The sequence below is a fragment of the Bartonella sp. AP88HLJMH genome (assembly GCF_042195605.1).
Taxonomy (GTDB): Bacteria; Pseudomonadota; Alphaproteobacteria; order Rhizobiales; family Rhizobiaceae; genus Bartonella.
Map to the genome: position 1 here is coordinate 256,438 of NZ_JBHIOR010000001.1, position 25,907 is coordinate 282,344.

A 25,907-nucleotide genomic window follows, 5' to 3' on the forward strand; every position below is an offset into this window, starting at 1 on the left:
ATATGCACTGTTTAGGAGAATTTCACGATCATTTTTATTGTTTTTTATCCACGTTCAGTTTTGTTTTTTCGTTGCATTTGTGTGCGAAGGGGCTGTGTGTTATGTTCATGGTGTTGCTTATTATAATTGTTGAGTAAGCCTTGCTTTTAGCAATGCCGAAAAGATGCATCATAAAGAGGTTTTTTGTGTAATTTGGAAGGAGACTGTATTGAGAAAGAGTGCAGGATAAAAAATGACAAAAAAAATATCATATTTATGCATTTAGCATGAGAATACCTCAACAGAAGGAGGTGTTGTGCTTATTCTTCTGCGCTATGAAGCATCTTTTTATATGAGTTAATGAATAAAAATTATTGTTTTAAGATAAAAGCATTTCTCTCTTAAGGTTGCCCATCAAACAGACTTCTTTCCATTCATCTTCTGTCACGGGTTGCACTGATAAGCGGCTGGCTTTGACCAGCGCCATATTTGCTAGTTTGGGATTAGCTTTAATTTGTTTTAATGAAACAGGTGTTGGCATGTCACAAAGTGCACGGATGTCCACACATTCCCAGCGTGGATCAGAGCTTGTAGAATCAGGGTGCGCTTCAGCACATATTTCTACAATTCCTACAATTTCTAAACCTTTATTTGAATGATAAAAAAAACCTTTATCACCATATTTCATAGCGCGCATATTATTACGAGCTTGATAATTGCGTACACCATCCCATTGTTCGCCATCAGCTCCTTTTTTCTTTTGCATCTCCCATGACCATTTATGGGGTTCAGATTTAAAAAGCCAATAAGCCATGTGTTCACCTTTTTCATAGATTGTTATGCATTCGTCATGTCCAATTTTTTATAAGTATCTTTGTAATATCATCAAGGGTGATTTTTAAAATGGAGTAAAGAACGGGCATTATCTGTTTTTTCTTATTTCAAAATAACTTGTATATAGAAAAATGCGCTCCATTGATATTTTATGTTGTATAAAGGTATTTTGCTTATCTTGTAGCAGAAAAATATATCAGTGTATCGAAGTAATAGACTTAAAATTGCTCAGCCATGTGGAAGCTTAATCATCTTTTCAGCTGCTGTTTGAAATGTAGTTACTATAGGATCATTGGAGCATTGCGTTGGAGAGAATTTAGCAAGAAAATTGGTTCTAAAAAGCTTTAAAATTACAATGACAATGAAACGAATAAATGGTCAAAGATGATGAGGTCAACGAATGGCATTCATATCTATGCTTTGTGGGATAGAGTGCGTCTTATTATGCTGTAAAATACCGTCATTTGAAGTGTAATGATATAAGGCAGTTTTTTGAAACATGAAGTTTTTAAGAATGTGTGGTGAATATTTAGGTTTACGTGTCGATCTTTGGGTTAAGTGAATTGTGTGAGTGGGAAGCAGGTGGAATCTGCTCGATAGAGAATTCGGACTATCTATAGACCGGATTGAGTAGAAATCTTCGTTCTTTAAGATGTGTGTAGGACGTCAATTTTATTATGCTTTTGTTCCACGGCGTCCCATCCCGATCAAGGGCGGGGCTTTTTCATCTAATGGCCAGCGTGAGCGGGGTGCAATGTCAAGAGAGCTTGTTTCTCCTCGTACGAGTTTTTGTGCACCGGCAAAAGCAATCATTGCAGCATTATCGGTACACAAGGAAAGAGGAGGGGCTATAAATTCAAAACCATGTTGATGGGCAAGTTCTTGCAACGTAGAGCGAATGGCTTGGTTTGCGGCAACACCGCCTGCAACAACTAAAGCAGGAGAATGCTTTTCTTGATTATCAGAGAGAGGATATTGGTGGGTAAAGTGTTGTAAAGCTAGGTGAACACGATCACGTACCGTATCAGTCACAGCGGCTTGAAAACTTGCGGCAATGTCAGCAATATCATTTTCTGTAAGAGGAGCTATGGCTGTTGCGGCTTGTCGAACAGCAGTTTTGAGTCCTGAAAAAGAAAAGTCTAACCGTTTTTCACCTTTTAAAGGTCGTGGAAGAGGGATGCGATTTTTATCACCAAATAAAGCTGCTTTTTCAAGTGCTGGTCCACCAGGATAAGGAAGACCTAAAAGTTTTGCTGTTTTATCAAAGGCTTCTCCTAATGCATCATCAATAGTGGTTCCTAAACGTTGATAGTTGCCTACTCCATGAACAATAATTGTTTGTGTATGACCTCCTGAAACTAAAAGTAATAAATAAGGAAAGCTGACGTTGTGCGTTAACACAGCTGTTAAAGCATGTCCCTCTAAGTGATTTACCGCAATAAATGGTTTGCCAGTGGCAAGAGAGAGTGCTTTTGCGCTCATAACGCCTACCAACAATCCTCCTATCAAACCAGGCCCACTGGTGGCTGCAATGCCATCAATATCTTTTAATTTTGTGTTTGCTTCTGTTAGTGCTTGCAGAATTAAATGATCAAGAACTTCAACATGGGCACGAGCAGCAATTTCAGGAACAACACCGCCGTAAGGTGCATGGTGATCAATTTGACTCCAAACAACATTGGAAAGAATTCGGCTGTTTGATTCATTGTTATATTCAATGACAGCCGCTGCCGTTTCATCACAACTTGTTTCTATTCCCAGCAGACGCATTTTAAACAAAACCTTATATTGAAGCTTCTTTCCTGCGTGCGTACCATGAACAGAAAAAGATGCAAAGTATTTCTCTTAGAATTGTTTTTTCTATGAAAAATATGTGTTTTGGCGTTTTCTTTGAATTTTATGATATCATTGATTAAAAAATAAAGCTGTATTTTCGAGTATAAAATGCAAATGTTTTTTTAAAACTTGTCTATTAAAGGCGATAATTGTAAATATTATTGAGAAAAGCTGCGTTTTTAAAACTTTTTTCATTTTATTATTTTATCATTAAAAAAAGTGTGCACGAAAAGTGACAGAGATGGTCGATTCTTCAAAACCAAAAGTTAAACCACATTATGCTGGTACGCGCCGTAAGAAACCAGTTATTGAACATGAAGCTGTTCCCCATGATTCAGAGGAAAAAATCCATAATTCTGTAGAATCTCATGCGCGAGAAAAACAGAATATGCAAGGTCAGGATAAAAGTATCTCTAGTACAACTTGGCTTTTCTTGTCCCTTTCTGGGATTTTGGGAGGATTCATTGCTTTGGGAGTTTTTATGGGGCTTCAATGGGCTGGTTTTTTTCCTTCTCCTTTTGTGGAAAATTCTGCTGGAGGAGAAAAAGCTTTGCAGATTGCTGAAGCCGCAAAAAGTCAAGGTGAAGACACAAAGGAACAATTGAGGCGGGTCTTTCAAGAAATTGATACGTTAAAAACAGAGTTTTCTTCTTTTTCATCACAACAGTTTAAAACAACGAAAAATGATGAACTATCGAAAGAAGAAAGCAAAAAAGCTTTTGCGATTTTAGAGGAAAAAGTAAAAGCTCTTGAAGAAACTGTACAAACTTTTGTTAGAAAGTCGAAAGAGATAGAGACGGCTTTGTCTGTTGGGCAGAGCAATGCAAATGATCTTGCTGCGTTAAAACAACAGTTAGAAGCACTACAGGAAGAAACTGCTGTTAAAAATAGTGAGAAAAAAGAAATAGATACCGCGCTCTTTACTGCAATTAGTTCATTAAAAAATGCTATAGAGCGTGGTGGATCTTATAATAATGAATTAAAGCTGTTACAACAATTATCGCCTTCGATTAATGGACTTGATGTGTTGCAAAAAACAGCTACTGTGGGTCTTCCAAGTTCAGCACAACTTTCAGTTGATTTTTCTCATGTTGCCGATGCAATTGTTGGTACGCAAAATCTTGTTGCGTCAGATGCTGGTTTTTTTGACCGAATTTTAGCATGGATAAAAGGGCTTATTGTTTCGCGACCGATTGGAAATGTTGAAGGGCCAACCCTGGGGGCTATTGCGGCACGCATGGAAGTTGCCATTCAAGCTGGTGATTACGAAAAGGCTTTGAGCGAATGGCAATCATTGCCTCAAAGTGCAAAAGATGTTTCAATGGATTTTGTTAAGCAGCTTGAAAGACATATTGCTATTCAACAGTTGTTGCAGCAATTGTTATTGTCTGTGCAACAAGGATCTTTTAAAGCAACAAAGATGTAAATAGGCCCAAGATGATACGTGTTTTTATTTATATTTTTGTTGTTTGTATCCTCGGTTTAGCTTTCACGTGGGTAGCTAATCACAATGGTATTTTTGTTCTCACATTTTTGCATTTCAGATTTTCTGCTTCATTTCTTACAGTGTTAAGTGTGCTTATTTTATTTTTTGTAACGCTGGTGCTTTTATGGTGGTTATTGTCTTTCTTTTTTTCCATACCGAATGCTCTTTCCAATTATTTTTATAAACGCCATCAAAAGCGTGGTTACGAAGCTCTTTCAAAGGGGATTCTTGCAACTTTTGCTGGTGATAGTATGGTTGCGCAAAAAATGGAAGCACGTGTTGCTAAATATCTTGCAGGGAAACAAGAGCCATTGGTAAAACTCTTACAAGCGCAAACCTTGTCTTTACAAAATGACTCTGTTCGCGCCATCGGTCTTTATGAAGAGATGAGAAAGGAAGATCCGACAAAACTGGTTGGACTTTATGGTTTGTTTCGTGAAGCAATGAAGAGTAAAGCTTATGAGGCAGCGCAACAATATGCTGAAGAGGCACTGACTTTATCGCCAGCACTTTTATGGGCGCATCAGGCGGTGCTTGATCGGTTAAGTACTGAGGGTAAATGGGATAAGGCACTTACTATTTTTGAAAGAACGCAAAAAGCTCTCCCGCGTTCTATTCGCGCGATTCCAGAGCGGCAGCATATACAGGTTTTACTACTAAGTGGGCAGGCACTTTCTTTGTTTGATACACATCCTGTACAAGCACGTGAAGCTATTTTGAAAGCCCATAAATTGGCGCCTGATTTTGTTCCAATAATAGTTATTGCTGCTGATATTCTTTATAAATTAAACGAAACGCGTAAAGCGGATAAAATGATTATAGCGGCTTGGCAAAAGGAGCCTCATCCTGACTTGGGAGCGCTTTATCTTGAAAGAGAAGAAGGAGCCATTGGGCGATTGAAAAGGGCTAAGACACTTGCTTCTTATAATAAAGATGCATTTGAGTCGGCTTTCCTTATTGCTAAAGCAGCTTTGGATGCTGGTGAAACAGCATTAGCAAGAGAGAAGGCACAAAAAGCATTACAATGTCATCCACGGGAAAGTGTTTATTTATTGTTGGCAGATATTGAAGAGGCACAGGGAAACAATCAAGGTGCTGTGCGTCAATGGCTTTCTTTAGCACTTCGTGCTGAACGTGATCCAGTGTGGATGTGTGATGGGGCCATTTTTTCTTCTTGGTCAGTGGTTTCTCCAATCAGTGGACGTTTGGGCTGTTTTGAATGGAAGGCGCCTCCTTGTATGCCTTCTCTCACATTAGAGGCGGACAATATTGTGTCGAAAAGGCAAGACAAAGAGTATGTTATGGGAAAAAGTGATGATGTTGGAGATAAGAAGCTTGAAAAATTAACACCTATAGATGATTCTCTTTTGCATAATGTGCAGGTGGAGAAACAAGATATAAAAGAAAAAGATGTAAAAATGTTCAGTCAAACTCACTTAAATGTTGATGATCCAGGGGTTAAAACAGAAGAAGAAACATCTTTATCGAGGAAAAAATTTCGTTTATTTTAAATTGCACCAATGTGATAATACGAATGTTTTCTCAGAAGAAACAATTGACCTAGAAGAAAAAATATCGTTAGTCTTGTCCAATAAAATTATTCTCTTATGCTTTAAAAATAAAGTTTTGCTTGGTAGCAGAGGTGATTGGTTAAAAAATGTTTTTAAATCAGAGATGTCTTGATAAAAAACAAAAAAATAACAAACCAAGGATTGCTGTCGTTATTCATCGGCGCTCTACCTATACTGGTCGGTTGGGAAAATTTTTACAACAAAATGGTTTTGTTCTTGATATTTATCGTCCTATTTTTGGACAAAAACTCCCTGATACATTAGAGCATTATGCCGGCGTTGTTATTTTAGGGGGACCGATGAGTGTGAATGACAGCGAAGCCTATATTGGTGAGGAAATTGATTGGATTTCGTTATCACTAAAGGAAAATAAGCCTTTTTTGGGTATTTGTCTTGGAGCACAAATGTTAGCGCGAAATCTAGGGGGGCGCGTTGGTACAAGAAGTGATGGGACTGTTGAAGTCGGCTGGTATCCACTAGAAGCAACCCCACAAGGGAAGGAATTGATGAATTGGCCAGAGATGGTCTACCATTTCCATGATGAAGGTATTTATGATTTACCGAAAGAGGCAATGCTTTTGGCAACAGGGAATACATATCCTACACAAGCTTTTCGTTATGGAAACAATGCATGGGGCTTGCAGTTTCATGCTGAATTTACACGCGCTATGATGCGGCGTTTGGTCGTGCGTTCGGCACATAAATTGACTGAAAAAGGTGCTCAACCTGCTTGTGCACATTTGAAAGGTCGTTTAATCTATGATCGAGCTTTGAGCCAATGGTTTGAAAGCGCATTACACCAGATTTTTTGTACACCGCCCGTACTTGTGTGATTGTTGACAACGAATTGATTTATATAGGTAATTCACGGTTTTGTATATTGAATGAGAACCCCGAATATAGTAAGGTTTTTTCATTCCAAACCTGTGTATGTTGACTCAATAAAAACCTCTTGTTTGCATGTCACAAGTAGGGCTGGCGTGTGGGCAAAAACTGTATAAGAAAAGACTAAAAATGCTTCTTATGAACTGTCTTAAGTGCCAAGGGCTGTCGCAACATTTGGGGGCTAGCCAAATATAATGATGGTGCTGGCTTTGGGGTCTCCATAAGCGTAAAGATGGGGGGCTCAATGGCTTTATCGTTAAGAAACACTATTCATTATCATTTTTGTTGTGCTGTAAAACAGTATGGTTTAAGCTAGAGGTAGAAAATCTATGTAAAACTTTACACATGAGGTGTTTTTTGTTAAAGGGTGTAATGGGTTTTTTTTAAGAAAATCTTGTTTATTGAGCTTATGAGATACTGTACTTTAGAACGATGTATAGGGACTTCTTGAAGTGATCAGTAGATAAAATCCGGTCGATTAAGAAGTTGGATTGTGTATAAACTGAACGTGGTTGGGAATCTTTATCCTTTTTAGGGTGGGGAGGAAGTTAAGAGATAAAGAAAGTTTGAATATTGTCTAAATCCTTTCAAATACCATCATCACAAAAAAGTTTTTCTTTGAGTTATTTAATTTGTGGGCTCTTTTGTCTTGCTCTGATATTTATTTATAGCGCACTCTGGTTTTTTTTTCGCGTAAAATAGAAGACTATGTTTCTAATATATTCACAAAAGTATCTTCCCATAATATGGCGGCGGTATGTGAGAATGTGCACAAGGATGGTTATCCTTTACGTGTCGGTGTTGTTTGTGACAAGTTTCAATTTTCTTGGCCTTTACATGGAGTTTCTTTATCGACGGGGCGTTTGACAGCTGGTGCACCAATTTACGCACCTCATTTGGTCGAGTTTAATGTTCATTCTCCTGCATTAATTGTTTTTTCCGGAAAAACTCCCATAGTATCGCATTGGCGCAATTTGGTGATTGAAACAGAGCCTTATTGGAAAACGGGTAAAACATTGAAGTTTATAGCTGAAGGGCTTGAGATTTCATCTTTTTCCTCTTCCCCTGAAGATCAAAAGCTTCAAGAAGCATTAAGAGCACCAACGACAGATAAAAAAACGACACAAGAAAATATTGAAGATCCGGCATCTTTGCAAAATACGCATGACGTGATTATTCAGCCGTTAGAGCCACAAGACATGCCTCAAAAAATAACGGCAGAATTTTTTCGACTTGATCTTAAACATGAAAAGAATGATTTATCGGGACATATAACTTTTGACGGTTTTGATGCTTCTCCCTTTTTAAAATCTTCTTTTGTTGATATTCCTAAAATTGATGGCAATTTGAAATGGATTTTAAATGATGCCTCTCTTCTGTTTGAACATGAAGAAAAAAATTGGCAACAGCGACTGTATGGAAAAAGTGGACTTTTAAAGCAAGGTGAATTGACTTTTCATACAGGTGGTGCAGTGCGTATTAGTGGACCTTTTTCTTTTGATGATGAAGGATATTTGACAGCAAAATTTGAACTTGTCCTTATTCAGTCCATGAAGCTTCTTGACACTCTGCAGCGCTTATTTCCCGCGCAAGCCAATAATCTTCAAGCGTTATTTTTTATTTTGGGTGCTTTGCCTAAAAATGCGGACGGCGCTCCCGTTCTTTCCTTGCTCATTAACAATGGGTGGGTAAAACTGGGATTTTTAAAACTTGGTCGTCTTGCTCCACTTTAGGTGTTGTACCAAAGCCTTTTTTCATTTTTACTACCAAATTTCGATTTTTTCTGATTTTCATACTTTTTTACAATTTTAGAGTGTCAAAATCTATTTTAACAAAATGCGTATTTAATGGTAAAAAAAATAGCTATAAAAATAAAAAATTACCACCTACTCCTAACTCGTCCAACCTCTTTTCACTTAGTACAAAATCTTATATCAAACTACATATAGTAACAGTGTTTGTATGGAAAAAGTGGCATTTTAAAGTATGCTGAATTGCCTTTTTATACAGGTGGTGTGGTTCTTGTTAGGAACCTTTTTCTTTATATATGGAATGAGCATATTGCATATATCTGTTTGGGTGTAACCTCTTAAAACAAGTAAATAGCCTAGTTGGAGGAAGATATGAAGTTGTAAAGGGGAAAATCAACATCCATCTTTACTGTCATTTTTTATTCGATTTTACGCATTTCAAAAGCAGTTACAGTTATATCTTTTAAATAATGGATTAAGCTTATCCTTTTATTTCTGATATTTTTTAATGAAGCTATATGTCTTCCACGTAAAACAGAATATATTTGTATTGCATATTTACGCATTTATTAAAAAAAATATTTCTCAGTGCTTGCTATTTCACGATGTCGCCTATGAATGGTATAACGATAAAGCCATTAAGCACCACCATCTTTTCGGTTATGGACTAACAAGCTAGGGGGAATAACCATCATATTATATTTGCTAATTCTCAATCTTACTGTAGTTTTTAGCACTTGAGGCGGTTTATGAGGGGCATTTTTAGTCCTTTCTTTACTGTTTTTATCTATTCGGCTTTCGCATTTGCAATATGCAAGGGGAAATGGGGTTAATTGATTGAATATAAACAGATTTTAAATGAGACAAATTTAGAATATCGAATTATCAGTCATCATAAAAATGATAAAATTATAACTGTAAATCAATATATTATATTTTTATGATGAAGGATATTTGACAGTAAAATTTGAGTTTATTTTTAGTGCTCTGTCTAAAAATGCGGGATAGCGCCTCCGTTCTTTCCTTGCTGCTTCGTCATGGATGGATAGAACGGAGCAAAAGCTTAGCTGTTTTGTACTGCTTTTAAGTCTGAAAGTTTATGTTTTTAGGGTGAGAAATCAATCCTGTTGTTTTTTTGAAATTGTTGCAAACAATTCTATTGTGATAAATAGCGAGATTTTTATTTTTGGTGTTATGTCTAAAATGCAAACTTCTGCTCTGTCTTAGTTGGTTTGTTGTGGTGGTGGGATAGAACGGGAGATTGAGAGGGTCGTTTTGTATTTTCTTTAGGTTTGAAAGCCAATATTTTGAAGTTGAGAAATCAATCCTGCTGCAAAAGTAAAACGAGAAATATTGAGATCATTTTCAATAAGGGCGCTAATGCGGTTTGTAATGTTGTGAATATGATCTTCTTCTGTTTTTTTCCAAGTGTCAAAAGGATCTTTTTTCTTTCCATAATTTTTGAGGATTTTCATAACGATTTGCCGAAAGCTTTCAGAAACATTTTCTTTGGCTTGGCTTAAAGCCATACTATCATAATAATCTACTACAGGAATTATACGACTTGCTTCGTTAATGCGGTTTATACGAATGATTTGCGCAAGTGAAAAGTAGATCTCTGCAGTTTTAATAAGATCACTGTTGCTTTTTTTTGCAATTAAAGAAATATCACAGATTGTTGAAGCAGCTTCCAAGAGGGCTAATTGTTTCGCTAATGCTTTTGGTGCTCCCTCTTCGCTGTAGTGTAATGCTTTTTCTTCAATCTTTTGCTTAATATCGTTGTCGTGAGAATGCATAAGCTCTTTTTCAATAACGCTACGGGCTTGCTTTATTGTTTTTACAATTTCTTCTAGTGGACGTGAGAGATCTATGTTGTGCAAACCCCAATTGGTTGTTTCAAAGAGCATTGGGGTCATTGTTGCGTAGAATTTATTTTGGACAAGACCGGGTATTTTATTATCAAGCTTATCAATTTGCTCAGACAATTGAGGAATTTCGAAACCATCGCGGATGGCAATAAAAACGCGAATAATATTTTCAGTCTTTTGTTCTGTTGCATCGTGTAGTCTATTAACAAAAGTGGGGCCTCCACGATTTACAATATCGTTGGCAATCAGCGTTGCGATAATATTACGACGCAATTGATGGTTAATAACTTCCTTCTTAAAATTTTCTTGAATTTGGGTTGGAAAATAGTTCAGCAGGGCTGTATTGAAATAGTGATCATCAACAATGGGGCTATTAGCAATTTCTTCTTTTAAGGTCAATTTAGCATAGGCAAAAATAACGGCGAGTTCTGGACGGAGAAGACCTTTGCCTTGGGTTGTTCTTTGTCGTAAAATTTGCTCATCAGGGAGTATTTCAACTCTGCGATCTAGAAGCTTTTTTTGTTCCAAATCGTGCATAAAGCGTATTTGATAGGGCAAATCAGTAGTGCTTTGGTTTTCCGCCAAAGAAAGCGCAAGGGGTTGTAGATAATTGTTGCGCAAGACGAGTTGCTCGACTTGAGGCGTCATTTTTTTCAAGAGCTTATTGCGATCTTCGCGGGTTAGTGTTTTGGCACGTAGTGCTGATGCAAGAACAATTTTGAGATTGACCTCAATATCAGAACAATTCACACCAGCAGAATTGTCAATGGCATCCGTATTGCATCGACCACCATTTAAGACATATTCAATCCGTCCACGTTGTGTAACACCAAGATTAGCTCCTTCACCAATAATTTTTGCACGCACTTGTTCTCCGGTAATGCGTATTGCATCATTTGCGCGATCACCTACTTGGGCATCATTTTCTGTTGCAGCACGTATATAAGTACCAATGCCACCGAACCATAAAAGATCAACAGGGGCTTTGAGAAGAGCAGAGATAATTTCAAAGGGTGTTCCTGTTTGTTTTTCGAAACCAATGGCTTGTGCTGCTTCAGGTGAGAGAGTAATGGTTTTTTCTTTTCGTGAGAAGATACCACCGCCCTTTGATAATTTGGTTTTATCGTAATCCTGCCAGCTTGAGCGAGGTAGTCTGAAGAGACGCGTACGCTCTGCATAGCTTTCGTCTATGTTCGGATCTGGATCAATAAAGATATCGCGGTGATCAAAAGCGGCAATCAATTTTGTTTGTTTGGAAAGCAGCATTCCATTGCCAAAGACATCACCAGACATATCGCCAACACCGACACAGGTGAAGGGCGTTGTTTGAATATCGTGATTAAATGACTCTCTAAAATGTCTTTTGACGGCTTCCCATGCACCTTTAGCTGTAATACCAATGTCTTTGTGGTCGTAACCTGCTGAACCTCCAGAGGCAAAAGCATCATCAAGCCAAAAGTGGTTTGCTTGGCTGATGGCGTTGGCTGTATCAGAAAAAGTTGCTGTTCCTTTGTCCGCTGCAACAACAAAATAGGGATCAGGGTCATCATGACAGATGACATTGTGGGGAGAACTTATTTTGCCGTTAATCAGATTGTCTGTAATGGAGAGCAAAGCTGTTATAAAGTCTGTATAAGCTTGTCGTGCTGCTTCTATGATGACAGCACGGTCATTTGTTTGGGGAAGCCGATGGGGATAGAATCCACCTTTTGCACCTGCAGGAACGATAACCGCATTTTTAACTTGTTGGGCTTTGACTAAGCTAAGCACTTCGGTGCGGTAATCTAATGCACGGTCAGACCAACGAATGCCGCCACGAGCGATAGGTCCAAAACGCAAATGGACCCCTTCAACTTCTGGTCCATAAACAAAAATTTCTCGGTAAGGGCGCGGTTCAGGCAAACCTTCAATCTGGCGTGGATTTAATTTGGTGGCTAAAATACGCCGTGGACTTCCATCAGGAAGAGTCGTAAAGGCATTCGTTCGTAAACTCGCCTCGATAAGGTTACAATAACGGCGTAAAATGAGATCATCGTCTAAACCAGAGACTTTCCGTAATTTTTCTTCAATGCGCTTTTGAATAACTTGTTGGTTTTTTTTCCGTTCTTTTTCTGTATGGCTTTGATGAAATTTTAAATGAAATAAAGCATAAAGATCTTGGGTAATGTCAGGATAAGCATTTAAAGTTTGGGCAACGCGATCTTGCGAATAAGGAATTCCAGCTTGTTGGAGATAGCGCCCATAATGGCGCAAAATAACAATTTCATGCCAATCAAGCTCAGCTGTTTGGGTGAGAGCATTAAAGCCGTCATTATCAGCATTTTGTGCCCAAATGGCTTCAAAGGTTTCGGCGTGTTTTTGACCGTCTTTTTCAAAATCGATACAGCGTTGGAAAGTACTTTCTAGCTGCATATCATGAAGATACACAGAGCGCCCATTGCCATCTGGTAATTCAAGGGTTTGTTCAGCAATAACGCGAAACCCCATATTTTCAAGGAGTGGTACACGTTTGGAAAGGGCAAGTGCTTCATGGCGGTGAAAAAGCCGAAGAGAAATGCACTGTTTTTCTTTGTTTTGTGCGTGATAAAAGATCACGAAAAGGGGCTTTTCATCATGAAGACTTAGAATATGTCCGGCATCGTTAATAGCGTCTTCAGCTGAAAATAAATCACGATAGCTGTTGGGGAATTCACTGGCTAGACGTGTTTGTTGCTCTGTTATTTTCTTGTTAAGAGCGATGGCTTGAACCCTGTCTTCCCAACTTCGTGCAATCGAACGTACATGTTGTTCAAGTGTGGAGCGCTCGTGAAGGGGAACAGTTTCGTTTCCTTTGCGATGGATGATATAATAGACACGTATAAGGGTGCTTTCCAAAAATAGCGGATAAGATTCAAAAAAGTCACCTTTATAAAGCTCTACAAAATGTTCGCCAACTTTTTCACGCAGGCTGCTGCTATATTGGTCACGCGGTACGTAGACAAGGATAGAAACAAAGCGTCCAAAAGAATCAGTGTGGGCAAGAACCCGTAAACGTGGGCGCTCATCTAATTGTAGAATAAGCTTAGTGTTTTCTGTCAATGTATCAACATCAGAGCGAAACATTTCATCTCTTGGATAGGTTTCTAAAGCACTGATGAGTGCTTTTCCTGAATAATCGGCGTGATTGTGTCCAAGACGTTGAATAATAGTTCGGGCTTTTTCTTTTAAGAAAGGAATTTGCAAAATAGAACGTGTATAAGCTGAGGAGGTAAAAAGCCCTACAATGCGTAATTCTCCACAGAGTTGGTTTTCTTTATCAAAGATTTTAAGACCAATATAATCGAGCCAAACAGAACGGTGAATTTTGGAGCGGCTGTTCGCTTTTGTCACGATAAACAGATTATCGCTTTCCATGAAGGATAAAACTTCTTGAGGAGGTTCTTTCATACTTTTATCGTCAACAATATGAATAGAAGCATCCGTGAGTATACCAAGTTCAATATTACTTGCCGTAAAGGATTTTAGGGGTTTTTGGTCTTTGATGAAGTTGTAAGTGCGCATACCAAGGAAAATAAAATTATCGTCCATTAGCCAGTGAAGAAACTCAATGGCTTTTTCGCCTTCTTGTTTGTAGTGTGGGGGAAGACTTATTTGGTAGGCATGAATCTGCTTTTCAACTTCTTCAAGCATAGGTTTCCAGTCTTGTACAGCAGCATTAACCTGTTCAAGAACTAAGGTGAGTTCATTTTCAAGTTTTTGTATTTGCTGTTTGTTTAATGACTCGATGTGAATTTGCATCAGACTGATGCGTTTTCCAGAAACACAATCAATAATGGGGTGTGCAATCAAATAGATATGGTTTTTGTGTTGATTAAAAACATTTAAAATAGAATCGAGAAGGAAGGGTTTGTTATCATTGACAAGCGTGATAACGGTTATAGGTCTGTTACTACGGGTTAAATTTTGCTCAAAGCAGATGGTATTTTTTCCCGTCTGATGGAGATTAAAAGCTTTTACCGCGATGGCTGTGGCTTTTTGAAGTTCTTCATTTTCATAATAAGCAATATCTTCTTTATCGGTTTGGGCAAAAAGGATTTGTTCTATTTTATCTTGGGTGTTTTTTGTCTCTGTTTTTTTTTGTTGCAACACATTCACTCTCCCTTTTTGCTCTTAAGGGGTCTTTTTAAAAGCAGACCATTATATTTTTTATATACTGTAACACCTTCTTTCTAAAGAAAATAGCTCTTTATTTGGAAAGAATGAGTTTGTTTTTGCTATTTTTTAGTAATATTTTGTACTTTAAAGAAATATTTTGCTTCAAGGAAAGGGCACTTTTAGTATTTTTGTATGTTAATAGTTTGTTTTTTTAAATATACAAAATGAAAGTAAAAAAAGAAGAAAAAGTAAAGAGAGAATGGCGCATTTACCAGAAAGACTTTTAAGTGGTTACCAAAACTTTATAAACAATCATTTTTTACATAAAATAGCAGATTATCAGCAATTGGCGATTGAGGGGCAGAAACCTGAAGTTTTGGTCATTGCTTGTTGTGATTCGCGTGCAGTACCAGAAATGATTTTTGATGCTAAGCCAGGGGAAATTTTCACCCTGCGCAACGTGGCGAATGTGGTTCCTCCTTTTTCTCCTGATGACCAATATCACGCAACATCAGCAGCTCTTGAATATGCTGTGCAATTGCTTGAGGTGAGACATATTGTCGTTTTTGGTCATGCCCATTGTGGAGGCATTCGTACTGCTCTTAATGAGACATATAAATCTTTATTATCAAATGATTTTATCGGTCAATGGATAAGTCTCTTAGCACCAGCAGCAGAAATCGTTTTGAATAATAAGTCGCTGTCTTGGCCAGAAAAACAGACGGCATTAGAGCAGCTTTCTATTCGCCATTCGTTGAGAAATTTAGAGACGTTTCCGTGGATAAAGCTTCGCAAAGATCAAGGTTTTTTGACATTGCATGGTGTTTGGTTTGATATCTCTAGCGGAAAATTATGGAGCATGGAACAGGAAACAGGTTGTTTTATGCGTGTTGAAGTTGAAAGCTTTGAAGTATAGTATTTGTTGTTTTTATTTCTTCGTATAAAAAGATATTTTATGATAAAACTTGACAAAGCTGGGGTTTTATTGTTTGAAGGAGCAAGCTTTCAGTGACAAAATTAACTTGGAGCCACCGACTGAGACCCCAGTTTAAGGGTATAAAGAGATCTCAGAGGTCAACATCCGACGGCGCGATGCGTTCTCGGATGCTATTTTGGTTTGTTTGTTATGCAACAATGAGGTAAATGATGTTTGAATCCTTGCAAGAGCGACTTGGTTCTATCCTGTCTCATTTGACGGGACGTGGCGCTTTATCGGATCAGGATGTTGTAGAGGCGCTGCGTGAAATTCGTCGCGCTTTATTGGAAGCTGATGTTGCTCTTGATGTTGTGCGCTCTTTTACCGATAGAGTTCGGGAAAAAGCTGTTGGGGCCGAAATCGTTAAATCAATTAAACCAGGCCAAATGGTGGTTAAAATTGTTCATGATGAATTGGTTCATATTCTTGGAAATGAAAGCGTTCTGAGTGATTTAAATGCACCAGCTCCTGTTGTTATCATGATGACTGGTTTGCAAGGTTCGGGAAAAACAACCACAACAGCAAAGCTTGCAAAACGTTTTACTGATAAGCACAATAAAAAAGTTCTCATGGCGTCATTAGATACACGCCGTCCCGCTGCACAGGAGCAATTGCGCCAATTGGGAGAACAGGCAAAACTTGCAAGCTTGCCTATTATTGCGGGTCAGCTGCCCGTTGATATTGCATCACGTGCCGTACAGGCTGCTAAATTGGGTGGTTATGACGTGCTTCTTCTTGACACAGCAGGACGTAATCATATTGATGAAGCTTTGATGCTCGAATTGGCTGAAATTAAAGCATGTTCCCTTCCTCATGAGATTATGTTGGTGGCTGATAGTTTGACGGGGCAAGATGCCGTTCATCTTGCTCGTTCTTTTGATGAGCGTGTAGGGATTACGGGGATTATTTTAACACGGATGGATAGTGATGGGCGTGGTGGCGCTGCTCTTTCTATGCGTGCTGTTACAGGTAAACCAATTAAAGCAATTGGAACTGGTGAAAAAATAGATGCTTTAGAAGAATTTCATCCCAGTCGTATTGCTGATCGTATTCTCGGAATGGGGGATATTGTTTCTTTGGTTGAAAAAGCTGCTGAAACAATGGATCACGAGAAAGCTGCTGCTTTTACAAAAAAAATGCAAGCTGGAAAATTTGATCTGAATGATCTTGCAGAACAGTTGCAGAAAATGAAAAAACTGGGTGGAATGGGCGGTATTATGGGCATGTTGCCAGGAATGGGGAAGGTCAAAGAGCAGATTGCGGCTGCGGGGTTTGATGATCGTTTGTTTGATCGTCAATTGGCCATTATTTCATCTATGACACCCAAAGAGCGGGCGAATCCAGAGCTTTTAAAACATAGCCGCAAACAACGAATTGCTAAGGGGTCTGGTACGACAGCGGCTGATATTAATAAACTTTTGAAGATGTATCGCCAAATGGCTGATATGATGAAAGCCATGGGTGGTAAAGGAAAAAGTGGTTTTATGGGAAAAATGTTGGGAGGCCTTGGTTCCAAAATGGGTTTGGGTGGTATGGGAAACTTGGGAGGGGATTCTCCAGCTATGCCGGATTTGTCGGGATTGGATCCAAAGAAATTCTCAATGCTTCAAAAGCAAATTGAAAATGGTAATGGAGGGAAGCTCTTGCCCGGACTTCCTAAGCGTGGACCTACATTTCCTGGTCTTTCCAATGGCATTGTCGATGGGGGAAATTTTCCTCAGCATCCTAAGAAAAAATAAGATGTAAAGAGGGAGAGGAATATAATGCAGGAAACAGTATTAAACGAATTGGCACATTTACGAGCATCCATTGATAATTTTGATGCAACCTTGATTCATATCTTAGCAGAGCGGTTTCGTTGTACGAAAGCTGTTGGGCGCTTAAAAGCGCGTTATGATTTGCCTAAAGTAGATCCTCTGCGTGAGCAATATCAGGTAGCGCGTTTGCGGCAATTGGCTATGGATAGTGATCTTGATCCTGATTTTGCTGAAAGATTTTTAAAATTTATTATTAAAGAAGTTGTGAGTCATCATGAAGTTATTGCTGAAGAGCAAAAAACAAAAAAGTCAATTTAAACGAAAGCCAGAGCTGACAATAGGAGATAAAATATGGCATTGAAAATTCGTTTGTCCCGTGGAGGTTCAAAAAAACGTCCTTACTATCATATCGTCGTTGCAGATGTTCGTAGTCCGCGCGATGGGCGGTTTCTTGAACGTGTTGGTGCATGGGATCCAATGTTGCCTAAAGATGGACCGAGGGTGAAACTTAATGAAGAACGTATCCAATATTGGCTTGGGCAAGGGGCTCAACCAACAGATCGCGTTTTACGGTTTTTAGATGCAGCTGGCTTGAAAAAGCGTCCAACTCGTAATAATCCATATAAAGGTGAACCGGGTAAAAAAGCACAAGAACGTATAGCAGCAGCAAAGCAAGCGGCAGAAGAAGCAGCGGCAGCGGCTGAAGCAGAATCTGCTACAGCATAAGAAGCATGATTGTTTAATCAACGTGTTTTTAAAAGCTTTAGAAAAATACATATTATCCGTTTTTGTCTATCAAAAACGGATTTTCTTTAAAAAGCTGCTTGTTTAAACCGCGCTGGTTTTTTTAATCAATGGTTTTAAAAATCAATGGCGCGGCCTTTAATTTCCCAGTCTCCATAGCGGGAAGGGTCTTTGCCGCCGCGTCCGCCGTTTTCTAAAGGTTGTTCTTTTTTTGTTGCGCGTTTTCGTCTTTCTTCAGCTTCTTTAAGGGCGCGTTGTGCTGCGGGAGAAAGAGATTGCTGTTTAATGACAGTTGCATTTTTTTTGCTTGTTTTCTCATCTTTTTTATTCATTTTACACCTATTCCATTGAAGAAGCAGAAAGAAAACACCATCATATAGTATTGATTGACTTTTATCATGGAGTTTTTTGAGTAATGAATATAATGCGTACAGCTATGCTTTTGGCTTTTTTAACTGCTCTCTTTATGGGAGTTGGTTATCTTGTTGGAGGGGGTGGTGGCATGGTCATTGCTCTTTTAATGGCAAGTGGTTTAAACTTTTTTTCTTATTGGAATTCAGATAAAATCGTTTTACGCATGTACGGGGCGCGTGAAGTTGATCAGCATTCAGCACCAGTTTATTATAAGATTGTAAGCGATTTAGCTAAAAAAGCTTCTCTTCCTCAACCAAAAATTTATGTTATTGAGAATGCACAGCCAAATGCTTTTGCAACGGGACGTAATCCGCAAAATGCAGCTGTTGCTGCAAGTACTGGGTTGTTAGAGCGGTTAAGCGCTGAGGAAATTGCCGGCGTTATGGCGCATGAGCTCGCACATATTGAGCATCGCGATACGTTAACAATGACTCTAACCGCAACGATTGCAGGGGCAATTTCAATGCTTGGTAATTTTGCTTTCTTTATGGGAGGACAGCGTAATTCTTCAGAAGATTCTCATGGCGCTGGGGCAATTGGAGGATTTATTGCATTGCTCGTGGCGCCTTTTGCAGCGATGCTGGTGCAAATGGCGATTAGCCGTACACGGGAATATGCTGCGGATCGTAGAGGGGCTGAAATATGTGGTAATCCTTTATGGTTGGCTTCGGCATTGTATAAGATTGCTGATGGGGGACGTGGGGTATATAATGAAGAAGCAGAGCATAATCCAGCAACCGCGCATCTGTTTATTATTAATCCTTTGAGCGGTGAGGGAGCGGATAGTCTTTTTTCGACACATCCAGCAACTGCAAATCGTATCGCTGCTCTTTATCGGCAAGCAGAAGAGTTGAAAGGGGCTCTTGCCAAAAGTGTGGGATGGAATAAAGAAGACGCTATACATGAAAAAAGCAGCGGGATGAACTATGGAGATTTTCATAGTGGTCAGGCTCATGCATTAGGTGAGCAAGAAAACAGTTCTTTTCAGCGTGTTACAAAACGTCCTTCTTGGCTTCGTTATGAAAATTCAAAAAGATCTCGTTCATAGAATTATTGAGAGAGCTCTTGAGAAAACTGTGATATAAAGGTGGTGTTTTGAAACACAAAAAAGCGGGGCATGTGTCTGAAAAAAATGTTCCAGGATTAGCTGTTCGGCAGGTGTGTGTACGTCTTTTGGGGGCGGTAGTTGATAAGTACACGCCTCTGTCTGGTTTGACGGATAATGAACACGGACATCCACAATATTTGAAGCTTTCACAACGAGATCGTTTGTTATGTCGGGCTATTTTAACAGCTTCATTGCGTCATCGAGGGCAGATTATGGCGGCTCTCTCACGCTTTTTGGCGCGTCCTTTGCCTTCACAAGCACTTTCACTTCAGCATCTTTTGCATATCAGTGTTGCACAAATTCTTTATCTTGATATTCCCGATCATGCGGCTATTGATTTAGCTGTGCGTGTGGCGAAACTTGATCCTCGAATGCGCCGTTTTTCAGGGATGGTGAATGCTCTTTTGCGCAATGTTGCACGTGAGGCAGAGCCTTTACGTCAACAAGTTCCTACCATTGAAGGTGTGCCAGCGTGGTTTGGACAGCTTTTAATATCAGCTTATGGAACAGAAAAGGCATATCAGATTATCGCAATTCAAAGTGTGGAACCTCCTTTCGATTTGACAGTGAAATCTGATAGTGGTGGATGGGCTGAAAGGCTTGGCGGTGTGGTATTGCCCAATGGTTCTGTTCGATTGAAGCATCTGGAGTGTTCTGTTGCTGATTTACCAGGCTATCGTGAAGGGTCTTGGTGGGTTCAAGATTTTGCAGCAGCTTTGCCTGCTTGTTTACTTGGGAGTATTGAGGGTAAACGCGTTGCTGATCTTTGTGCGAGCCCTGGAGGAAAAACAGCACAATTGGCTTTGCAAGGGGCTGAGGTGACTGCAATTGAGCTTTCTGCTAACCGCATAAAGCGTTTAAAAGAAAATATGGAACGGCTTCATTTTTTAGTTCACATTTGGAAGGGCGATGTGAGAAATTTCCATTCAACACAGCTTTTTGATGCGGTTCTTCTTGATGCTCCTTGTTCTTCTACAGGAACAATCCGTCGTCATCCAGATATTTTATGGACGAAATCGAGGGAAGATATCGTCAAGTTAGCGGCGTTGCAATATGATTTGCTTGTCGCAGCAATTTCTTTGGTAAAGGAGGGGGGACGGATTGTTTTTTCCAATTGTTCATTGGCAAGAGAAGAAGGTGAAGATCTTATTGAGAAAATTTTATCGATACGCAATGACATTGTTTTAGACCCTATTTATCCAGAGGAAATGGGAGCACTGGAACATTTGCTTTGTGGGGGGATGTTACGGACAACGCCTGCGGATTTTTGTCATAAAAATTTTGATGCTGAGAAAACCGTATTTTTAGGAATGGATGGTTTTTTCGCTGCGCGCTTACGAAAAATTGCTTAATTAACGCTTCATTTACAAAAATGGTCGAAATTGTATTTGATTCAGCATAAATGGAGATGAAATTTTGGCGGTTGCGGTAAAAGCTCCTCAGGTAAAAGTGGCAGCCTGTATCGATATGATACAGAATGTTATGCGGCGTTTATGGGTTGGACCATTGTTTCGTTGGCGATTTTCAGGGTTTCGTCCTCATAAAATTTTAGCGCATCCCATGGATTTGCATGTAGCTGATCCGATGATGGCGCATGAATTTTATCATGGTCGTTTTGCTTTTGCTGGTCATATTGTTCATTCTGGTGCTGTTTCGCCGTTTTCATTGGTTCCACCAACGCTAGAATGGGAAGCGGCTCTACATGATTTTCATTGGTTGCGCCATATGGAGGCAGCAGGAAGTGATTTAGCTTCTGCACATGCACGCTCTCTTTTAGAAGATTGGTTTGACCATGCTGGCAAGAAGGTAAAAGGACTTGCTTGGAGTGGTCCTGTTGTGGCGCGGCGCTTGATTTCATGGATTTGTCATTCGAAAATGTTGTTAGAAGGGGCAAGTGAGCGGTTTGAAAAACGCTTTTTGCGTGCACTTGGTTTGCAATTTCGTTATTTGCGCGTAACAATTTGTAGTATGGAGCACAATGATCAACGTTTACAAGCAGCAGTAGCTTTGACATTCGCATCTCTTGCTTTGCCTGTTTCTGCGGCAGTGAAAAAAAAGGTACAAACCACACTTATAGAGGAGCTTTCCCGTCAAATCCTAGTTGATGGTGGGCATATTTCCCGTAGTCCTGTTATTTTGCTGAATTTGTTATCGGATTTATTGTCGTTACGGCATCTTTTTATGCGTAGCAATGAAACAGCACCCCGTATTTTAATTGATTCTGTTGAGCGTATGTTACCAGCTTTACGATTCTTTATCCATGAGGATCAAACGTTGGCCCATTTTAATGGGGTTGGTCCCCTAGTATCGGAACGGTTATCATCGCTTTTGGAGCTTGATGAAACAGGAGGGCATCCTTTTAGTTATGCCCGTTATTCAGGATTTCAGCGCTTAAAAGCCAATCAAACAACAGTGCTTGCAGATACAGGAAAGTTTCCACCCCGCTCTGTAGCACAGCAGGCTTGTTCGGGGTGTTTGTCTTTTGAAATGTCTTCACAAGGGCACCGTTTTATTATCAATGCCGGTGTTAATCCTGATGGGCGGGAAGAGTATCGACATTTAGGGCGTGTTACTGCAGCACATTCAACAGCTACGCTTAATGATTGTTCAGTGGGTGCTTTTTATCATAAAAAGAAAAATGGCGCGCCATTTTTGTTTGATGGACCAACAGATGTTCAAGTGTGCCGTATAGAGGATTCAGAGAAGACAGGTTTTATTGCGAGTCATAATGGTTATGTGCGACCCTTTAATCTTATTCATGAGCGTGGTCTTATTTTGGCCACAAATGGAGATACGATCGAAGGTTTTGATCGCTTTTTTATGCCAAATAAAGGGGGAAAGAGACACAAGAGTGTGCAAAATGAACAAAATCATGTTGCTGTTCGGTTTCATCTTCATCCACAAGTTGAAGTTAACTATGATGGCAAACGTGTGTGTTTAGCCGTAAAGAACGAGAACGTGAAGAGCGAACAAGTATGGTATTTTATATCGCCTGACGCAGATATTTGTCTTGAAGATTCGATTGATTTTGCAGAATTAACAGGTCCACAACGGACACAACAGATTGTTTTATATTTTCGTCCTGCACTTCAGGAAAAAGTTCGTTGGCGTTTTATCCGTAAAGCATTTGATAAAAAATTAGAACATTGTTCCAACCCATAGTATATTGCGTTTTATCTTGTGTGTCGCAAAACATTATTGTTTATTGTGGTAATATTCTCAAAATTTGAAGATCATATCAATTTTATACACGAAGCATTTTTTGGGAGTATGGGTTGGATGTTTTTAGGCAAGGTTTGCTCATAGAATCTCATGAGGTGATGCTAAAGGGATTGGCTTCAGAAAAAAGGTTTTTGAAAGACCATTGTTGACAGATGAGTACTAGTTAAGGATTTTGATCCTTTAAAGATATGGAGAGAAAATTAAGCCGTTGCTTATCTTCGATAAGTTTTTAAGTGTGCTGTTGGGATCAATATTTCTCTCTGAGAGAGTTGCATTAATAGGATTACGCTCTTCACGAAAAACAGAGCGCTATTGTATTGTATATTCACGGACTTATTTTAAAGAAAAATCCCTTAACGCTTCCAAGCCTATTTTGCGACGATGCCCGTGATGGGTATAACGGTAAATCCATTAAGCACCCCCATCTTTACGCTTATGAAGGAGCAGCTCGGCACTATCACACTATTTATCAGTGCCCAATGTTTGTAACAAGCTCTTGGCACTAGAGATGGTTCATAAGAGGCATTTTTAGCCTTTTCTTAATAGCTTTTATCCATACAGCTCTCCCCGCTTGTAACGTGCAGGCGAATGGTTTTTGTTGATTCAACATACACAGATTTGAAATGAGAGAATCTTACGGTATTCGGGGTTCTAATTTAATATGAATAACGCTAAATTATTATTACAAATCAAATGTTGTACATCACAGAAGCATTGAAAATTCGAGAAACAATACATAACAATGGCCGAGAAAAATAACTCTTCTGCTCTTTGTTATTATACTAAAAATGAAGTTATAATAACAAACCACAAAATGCGCGCTTTTTCATAGCAAAGCATTCTCTCAAATATCTCAAACAACTTTCATAAAGATCTACGCGAATAACGTCGTGCAATTGAATCAATATCACCTCGACAAATTCCAAGATCGTTGAGTTCATATGTCGAAAGACGACTTAACGCATTAACGGTTCGACGATAACGGCGCCAATTACTATAAAAACGTAGAATATTCATATCCTCTACTCAAACTTTTCATTACACTCTTTAGTTTAAGAATAGAGTATATTACTAAAAAGAGTTGTGTTATAATATCATAGCAGGTATGCATCTAATACAAGATAATGTCCCTTTAACATTTTTCTCATGCGAAAGGGTAACCATTAAAAATATCAACAAGAACATCTTATCCCTAACCAATGGCTAAATTATGTGCATTGGCTAAATTATGTGCATTTTCTGCGGTGATAAACTTCTTCACGTGTAGCTTCTTTGGATTGAATAACTGCTTCCATTTCAACAGTTATCAATAGTCATACGATAATTATGAAAAATTCCTTGAAACATTTGTCTCATACGAAAAGAAAAGCAGCAAAATTATTAATGGCGGAAGTGACGTGTTCCTGTAAAAACCATCGCTAACCCCTGTGCATCAGCAGCGGCGATAACTTCTTCATCACGCATGGAGCCTCCTGGTTGAATAACTGCTGTTGCTCCTGCTTCAGCTGCTGCTAATAAACCATCAGCAAAAGGAAAAAATGCATCTGATGCAACAACAGATCCTTTTGTGAGAGTTTCTGTTAAGCCTGCTCTTTGCGCACTTTCTGCTGCTTTACTTGCAGCAATTTTTGCTGAATCGATGCGGCTCATTTGTCCGGCTCCAATTCCAACTGTTGCGCTATTTTTCGCGTACACAATAGCATTTGATTTAACGTGCTTTGCTACACGAAAAGCAAATTGAAGATCACGCATTTCATCTTGAGTTGGTGCCCGCTTTGTCACTACTTGCAATTTAAGATCATCGACTACCACGTTATCACGTGATTGTACTAAAATGCCTCCTGCAAGTGTTTTCGCAAGAAGTCCTCCACAGCGTGGATCAGGAACTCCACCTGTAATGAGCAAACGAAGATTTTTTTTCTTGGCAATAATTTCACGTGCCGCCATTGTGGCATCAGGAGCAATAATCACTTCTGTAAAAATTTTAACAATCTCTTCAGCACATTCCTCATCAAGGGTTTGATTTAAAGCAACAATTCCACCAAATGCCGATACATTATCACACATAAGAGCTTTCAAATAAGCTTCTTTCAAATTTTCTCCTTCCGCAACACCACAAGGATTGGCATGTTTAATAAGAGCGACAGCAGCGGTTTTTTGCGGATCAAATTCTGCCACAAGTTCAAAGGCTGCATCTGTATCATTCAGATTGTTATAAGAAAGTGCTTTGCCTTGTAAAAGTTTTGCTGTTGCAATACCAAAACGTTTTTCATTATTGCGATAAAATGCTGCCTGTTGATGTGGATTTTCTCCATAGCGCATAACACTTTCAAGATGACCAGAAAAACTCTGCCACGATGGAGTTTCAATTTCTAAATCCCTTGCAAACCACGATGCTATTGCCGTATCATAAGCAGCGGTGTGTGCATAAGCGCGCATTGCTAGCTGATGACGCATAGATAAGCTTAAACATCCATTATGCTGCTTTAATTCAGCTAAAATCGAATCATAATCGTTTATCGCTGTTACAACACCGGTATAAGCATAATTTTTTGCCGCGGCGCGAATCATCGCCGGTCCACCGATATCAATATTTTCAAGAATCGTTTGCCCATCAGCTCCCGAAAGGATCGTCTCTTCAAAAGGGTAAAGATTCACCACCAAAAGATCAATTCCATAAATGCTGTTCTTTTCCATAGCTTCCCTATGGTTAGGATCTTCTCTTACCCCTAACAAAGCACCATGAATCAAAGGATGGAGTGTTTTTACACGCCCATCCATTATTTCAGGAAATCCGGTAACTTCAGCAACATCTTTTACGGGTAAACCAGCCGCTATGAGGGTTTTTGCTGTTCCTCCTGTTGAAATCAATTCAACATTGTAAGTAGCATGAAGGGCTTGTGCAAAAGCAACCACACCCGTTTTATCAGACACAGAAAAGAGAACACGACGAACCCGATGAAGATCAGGTATGGGAAAATTTTTGGCAACAACACCCATAACAGCAGCCTTAAAAATGAAAGAGTTAAAATTCTAGTAAAACACGCTTATACGTTTATAGCATAAGCCTTTAGCAAAATACACTGAAAGGATAAACTGTCTTTTTAGAATATAGGATGATTCACCTTTTTCTATTATCCTGTAAAAACCTCTCATTTGAGGTGTGGTGATAGGTATAAAAGTCTCATTGAGACATTAAATATTTTTTTGTTGCTTATAACTCAATATCTCATCTTCATAGCAGTTTTGAAACAAAAAATGCATCCGTATGTTCTCTGCTATATTAGCCTTTATACTAGATGAAGGCGAAAGTATTGCGTATATCAATTGGAGTAATCTCTG

The 25,907-nt window shown here is 39.1% G+C and carries 16 protein-coding genes and 1 pseudogene; 11 read left to right on the forward strand and 6 right to left on the reverse strand.

Annotated features, from left to right (window positions below; translation table 11 throughout):
* Positions 1-358: 358 nt before the first annotated feature.
* Both ACFIMA_RS00965 and tsaD read right to left on the reverse strand, forming a co-directional pair.
* Positions 359-793: an EVE domain-containing protein gene (locus ACFIMA_RS00965; protein ID WP_375620936.1), complete on the reverse strand. Its 435-nt coding sequence runs from the start codon at positions 791-793 to the stop codon at positions 359-361.
* Between the two features lie 695 nt (positions 794-1,488).
* The gene (tsaD, locus tag ACFIMA_RS00970; protein WP_375692978.1) at positions 1,489-2,583 is read right to left on the reverse strand and encodes a tRNA (adenosine(37)-N6)-threonylcarbamoyltransferase complex transferase subunit TsaD; all 1,095 of its coding nucleotides are present in this window, start codon (positions 2,581-2,583) and stop codon (positions 1,489-1,491) included.
* Positions 2,584-2,890: 307 nt separating this feature from the next.
* Between tsaD and ACFIMA_RS00975 the strand changes: the two genes are divergently transcribed.
* The 4 genes from ACFIMA_RS00975 (at position 2,891) to ACFIMA_RS00990 (ending at position 8,324) form a co-directional block, all read left to right on the forward strand.
* Entirely contained in the window at positions 2,891-4,075 is a 1,185-nt protein-coding gene (locus ACFIMA_RS00975) for a COG4223 family protein (RefSeq protein WP_375632427.1), read from the forward strand.
* Between the two features lie 11 nt (positions 4,076-4,086).
* Positions 4,087-5,646: a heme biosynthesis protein HemY gene (locus ACFIMA_RS00980; RefSeq protein WP_375632428.1), complete on the forward strand. Its 1,560-nt coding sequence runs from the start codon at positions 4,087-4,089 to the stop codon at positions 5,644-5,646.
* A 146-nt stretch (positions 5,647-5,792) separates the two neighbouring features.
* Positions 5,793-6,539, forward strand: coding sequence for a glutamine amidotransferase (locus ACFIMA_RS00985; protein ID WP_375606037.1), 747 nt, complete (start codon positions 5,793-5,795; stop codon positions 6,537-6,539).
* Positions 6,540-7,337: 798 nt separating this feature from the next.
* On the forward strand, positions 7,338-8,324 hold the full coding sequence (locus ACFIMA_RS00990; protein ID WP_375632429.1) for a DUF2125 domain-containing protein: 987 nt from the start codon (positions 7,338-7,340) through the stop codon (positions 8,322-8,324).
* 1,304 nt (positions 8,325-9,628) lie between these two features.
* Here the strand turns inward: ACFIMA_RS00990 and ACFIMA_RS00995 are convergent.
* Entirely contained in the window at positions 9,629-14,338 is a 4,710-nt protein-coding gene (locus tag ACFIMA_RS00995) for an NAD-glutamate dehydrogenase (protein WP_375692977.1), read from the reverse strand.
* A 265-nt stretch (positions 14,339-14,603) separates the two neighbouring features.
* Between ACFIMA_RS00995 and ACFIMA_RS01000 the strand changes: the two genes are divergently transcribed.
* The 4 genes and pseudogenes from ACFIMA_RS01000 (at position 14,604) to rpsP (ending at position 17,803) form a co-directional block, all read left to right on the forward strand.
* Positions 14,604-15,260, forward strand: coding sequence for a carbonic anhydrase (locus tag ACFIMA_RS01000; protein ID WP_375692976.1), 657 nt, complete (start codon positions 14,604-14,606; stop codon positions 15,258-15,260).
* A gap of 230 nt (positions 15,261-15,490) precedes the next feature.
* Positions 15,491-17,059 carry a signal recognition particle protein gene (ffh, locus tag ACFIMA_RS01005; RefSeq protein WP_375693009.1) on the forward strand — a complete coding sequence of 523 codons (1,569 nt, stop codon included), beginning with the start codon at positions 15,491-15,493 and terminating at the stop codon, positions 17,057-17,059.
* Between the two features lie 24 nt (positions 17,060-17,083).
* Positions 17,084-17,412 (forward strand): annotated as a pseudogene (locus ACFIMA_RS01010) (chorismate mutase).
* A gap of 16 nt (positions 17,413-17,428) precedes the next feature.
* A complete protein-coding gene (gene rpsP / locus ACFIMA_RS01015; RefSeq protein WP_375692975.1) occupies positions 17,429-17,803 on the forward strand; it encodes a 30S ribosomal protein S16 in 375 nt (124 codons plus the stop codon).
* A gap of 134 nt (positions 17,804-17,937) precedes the next feature.
* On the opposite strand, the gene ACFIMA_RS01020 is transcribed toward rpsP, so the two are convergent.
* Positions 17,938-18,153: a DUF1674 domain-containing protein gene (locus tag ACFIMA_RS01020; RefSeq protein ID WP_375606032.1), complete on the reverse strand. Its 216-nt coding sequence runs from the start codon at positions 18,151-18,153 to the stop codon at positions 17,938-17,940.
* An 83-nt stretch (positions 18,154-18,236) separates the two neighbouring features.
* Here ACFIMA_RS01020 and htpX point away from each other — a divergent pair, with 83 nt between their 5' ends.
* The 3 genes from htpX (at position 18,237) to ACFIMA_RS01035 (ending at position 22,505) form a co-directional block, all read left to right on the forward strand.
* The gene (htpX, locus tag ACFIMA_RS01025) at positions 18,237-19,283 is read left to right on the forward strand and encodes a zinc metalloprotease HtpX (RefSeq protein WP_375677714.1); all 1,047 of its coding nucleotides are present in this window, start codon (positions 18,237-18,239) and stop codon (positions 19,281-19,283) included.
* Positions 19,284-19,330: 47 nt separating this feature from the next.
* Complete coding sequence (locus tag ACFIMA_RS01030; protein ID WP_375692974.1) at positions 19,331-20,695, forward strand: RsmB/NOP family class I SAM-dependent RNA methyltransferase; 1,365 nt, start codon at positions 19,331-19,333, stop codon at positions 20,693-20,695.
* A gap of 64 nt (positions 20,696-20,759) precedes the next feature.
* A complete protein-coding gene (locus ACFIMA_RS01035) occupies positions 20,760-22,505 on the forward strand; it encodes a heparinase II/III family protein (protein WP_375692973.1) in 1,746 nt (581 codons plus the stop codon).
* Between the two features lie 924 nt (positions 22,506-23,429).
* On the opposite strand, the gene ACFIMA_RS01040 is transcribed toward ACFIMA_RS01035, so the two are convergent.
* Entirely contained in the window at positions 23,430-23,582 is a 153-nt protein-coding gene (locus tag ACFIMA_RS01040) for a DUF1127 domain-containing protein (RefSeq protein ID WP_375612232.1), read from the reverse strand.
* Between the two features lie 363 nt (positions 23,583-23,945).
* Positions 23,946-25,565 carry a bifunctional phosphoribosylaminoimidazolecarboxamide formyltransferase/IMP cyclohydrolase gene (purH, locus tag ACFIMA_RS01045; protein WP_375692972.1) on the reverse strand — a complete coding sequence of 540 codons (1,620 nt, stop codon included), beginning with the start codon at positions 25,563-25,565 and terminating at the stop codon, positions 23,946-23,948.
* Between the last annotated feature and the right edge of the window lie 342 nt (positions 25,566-25,907).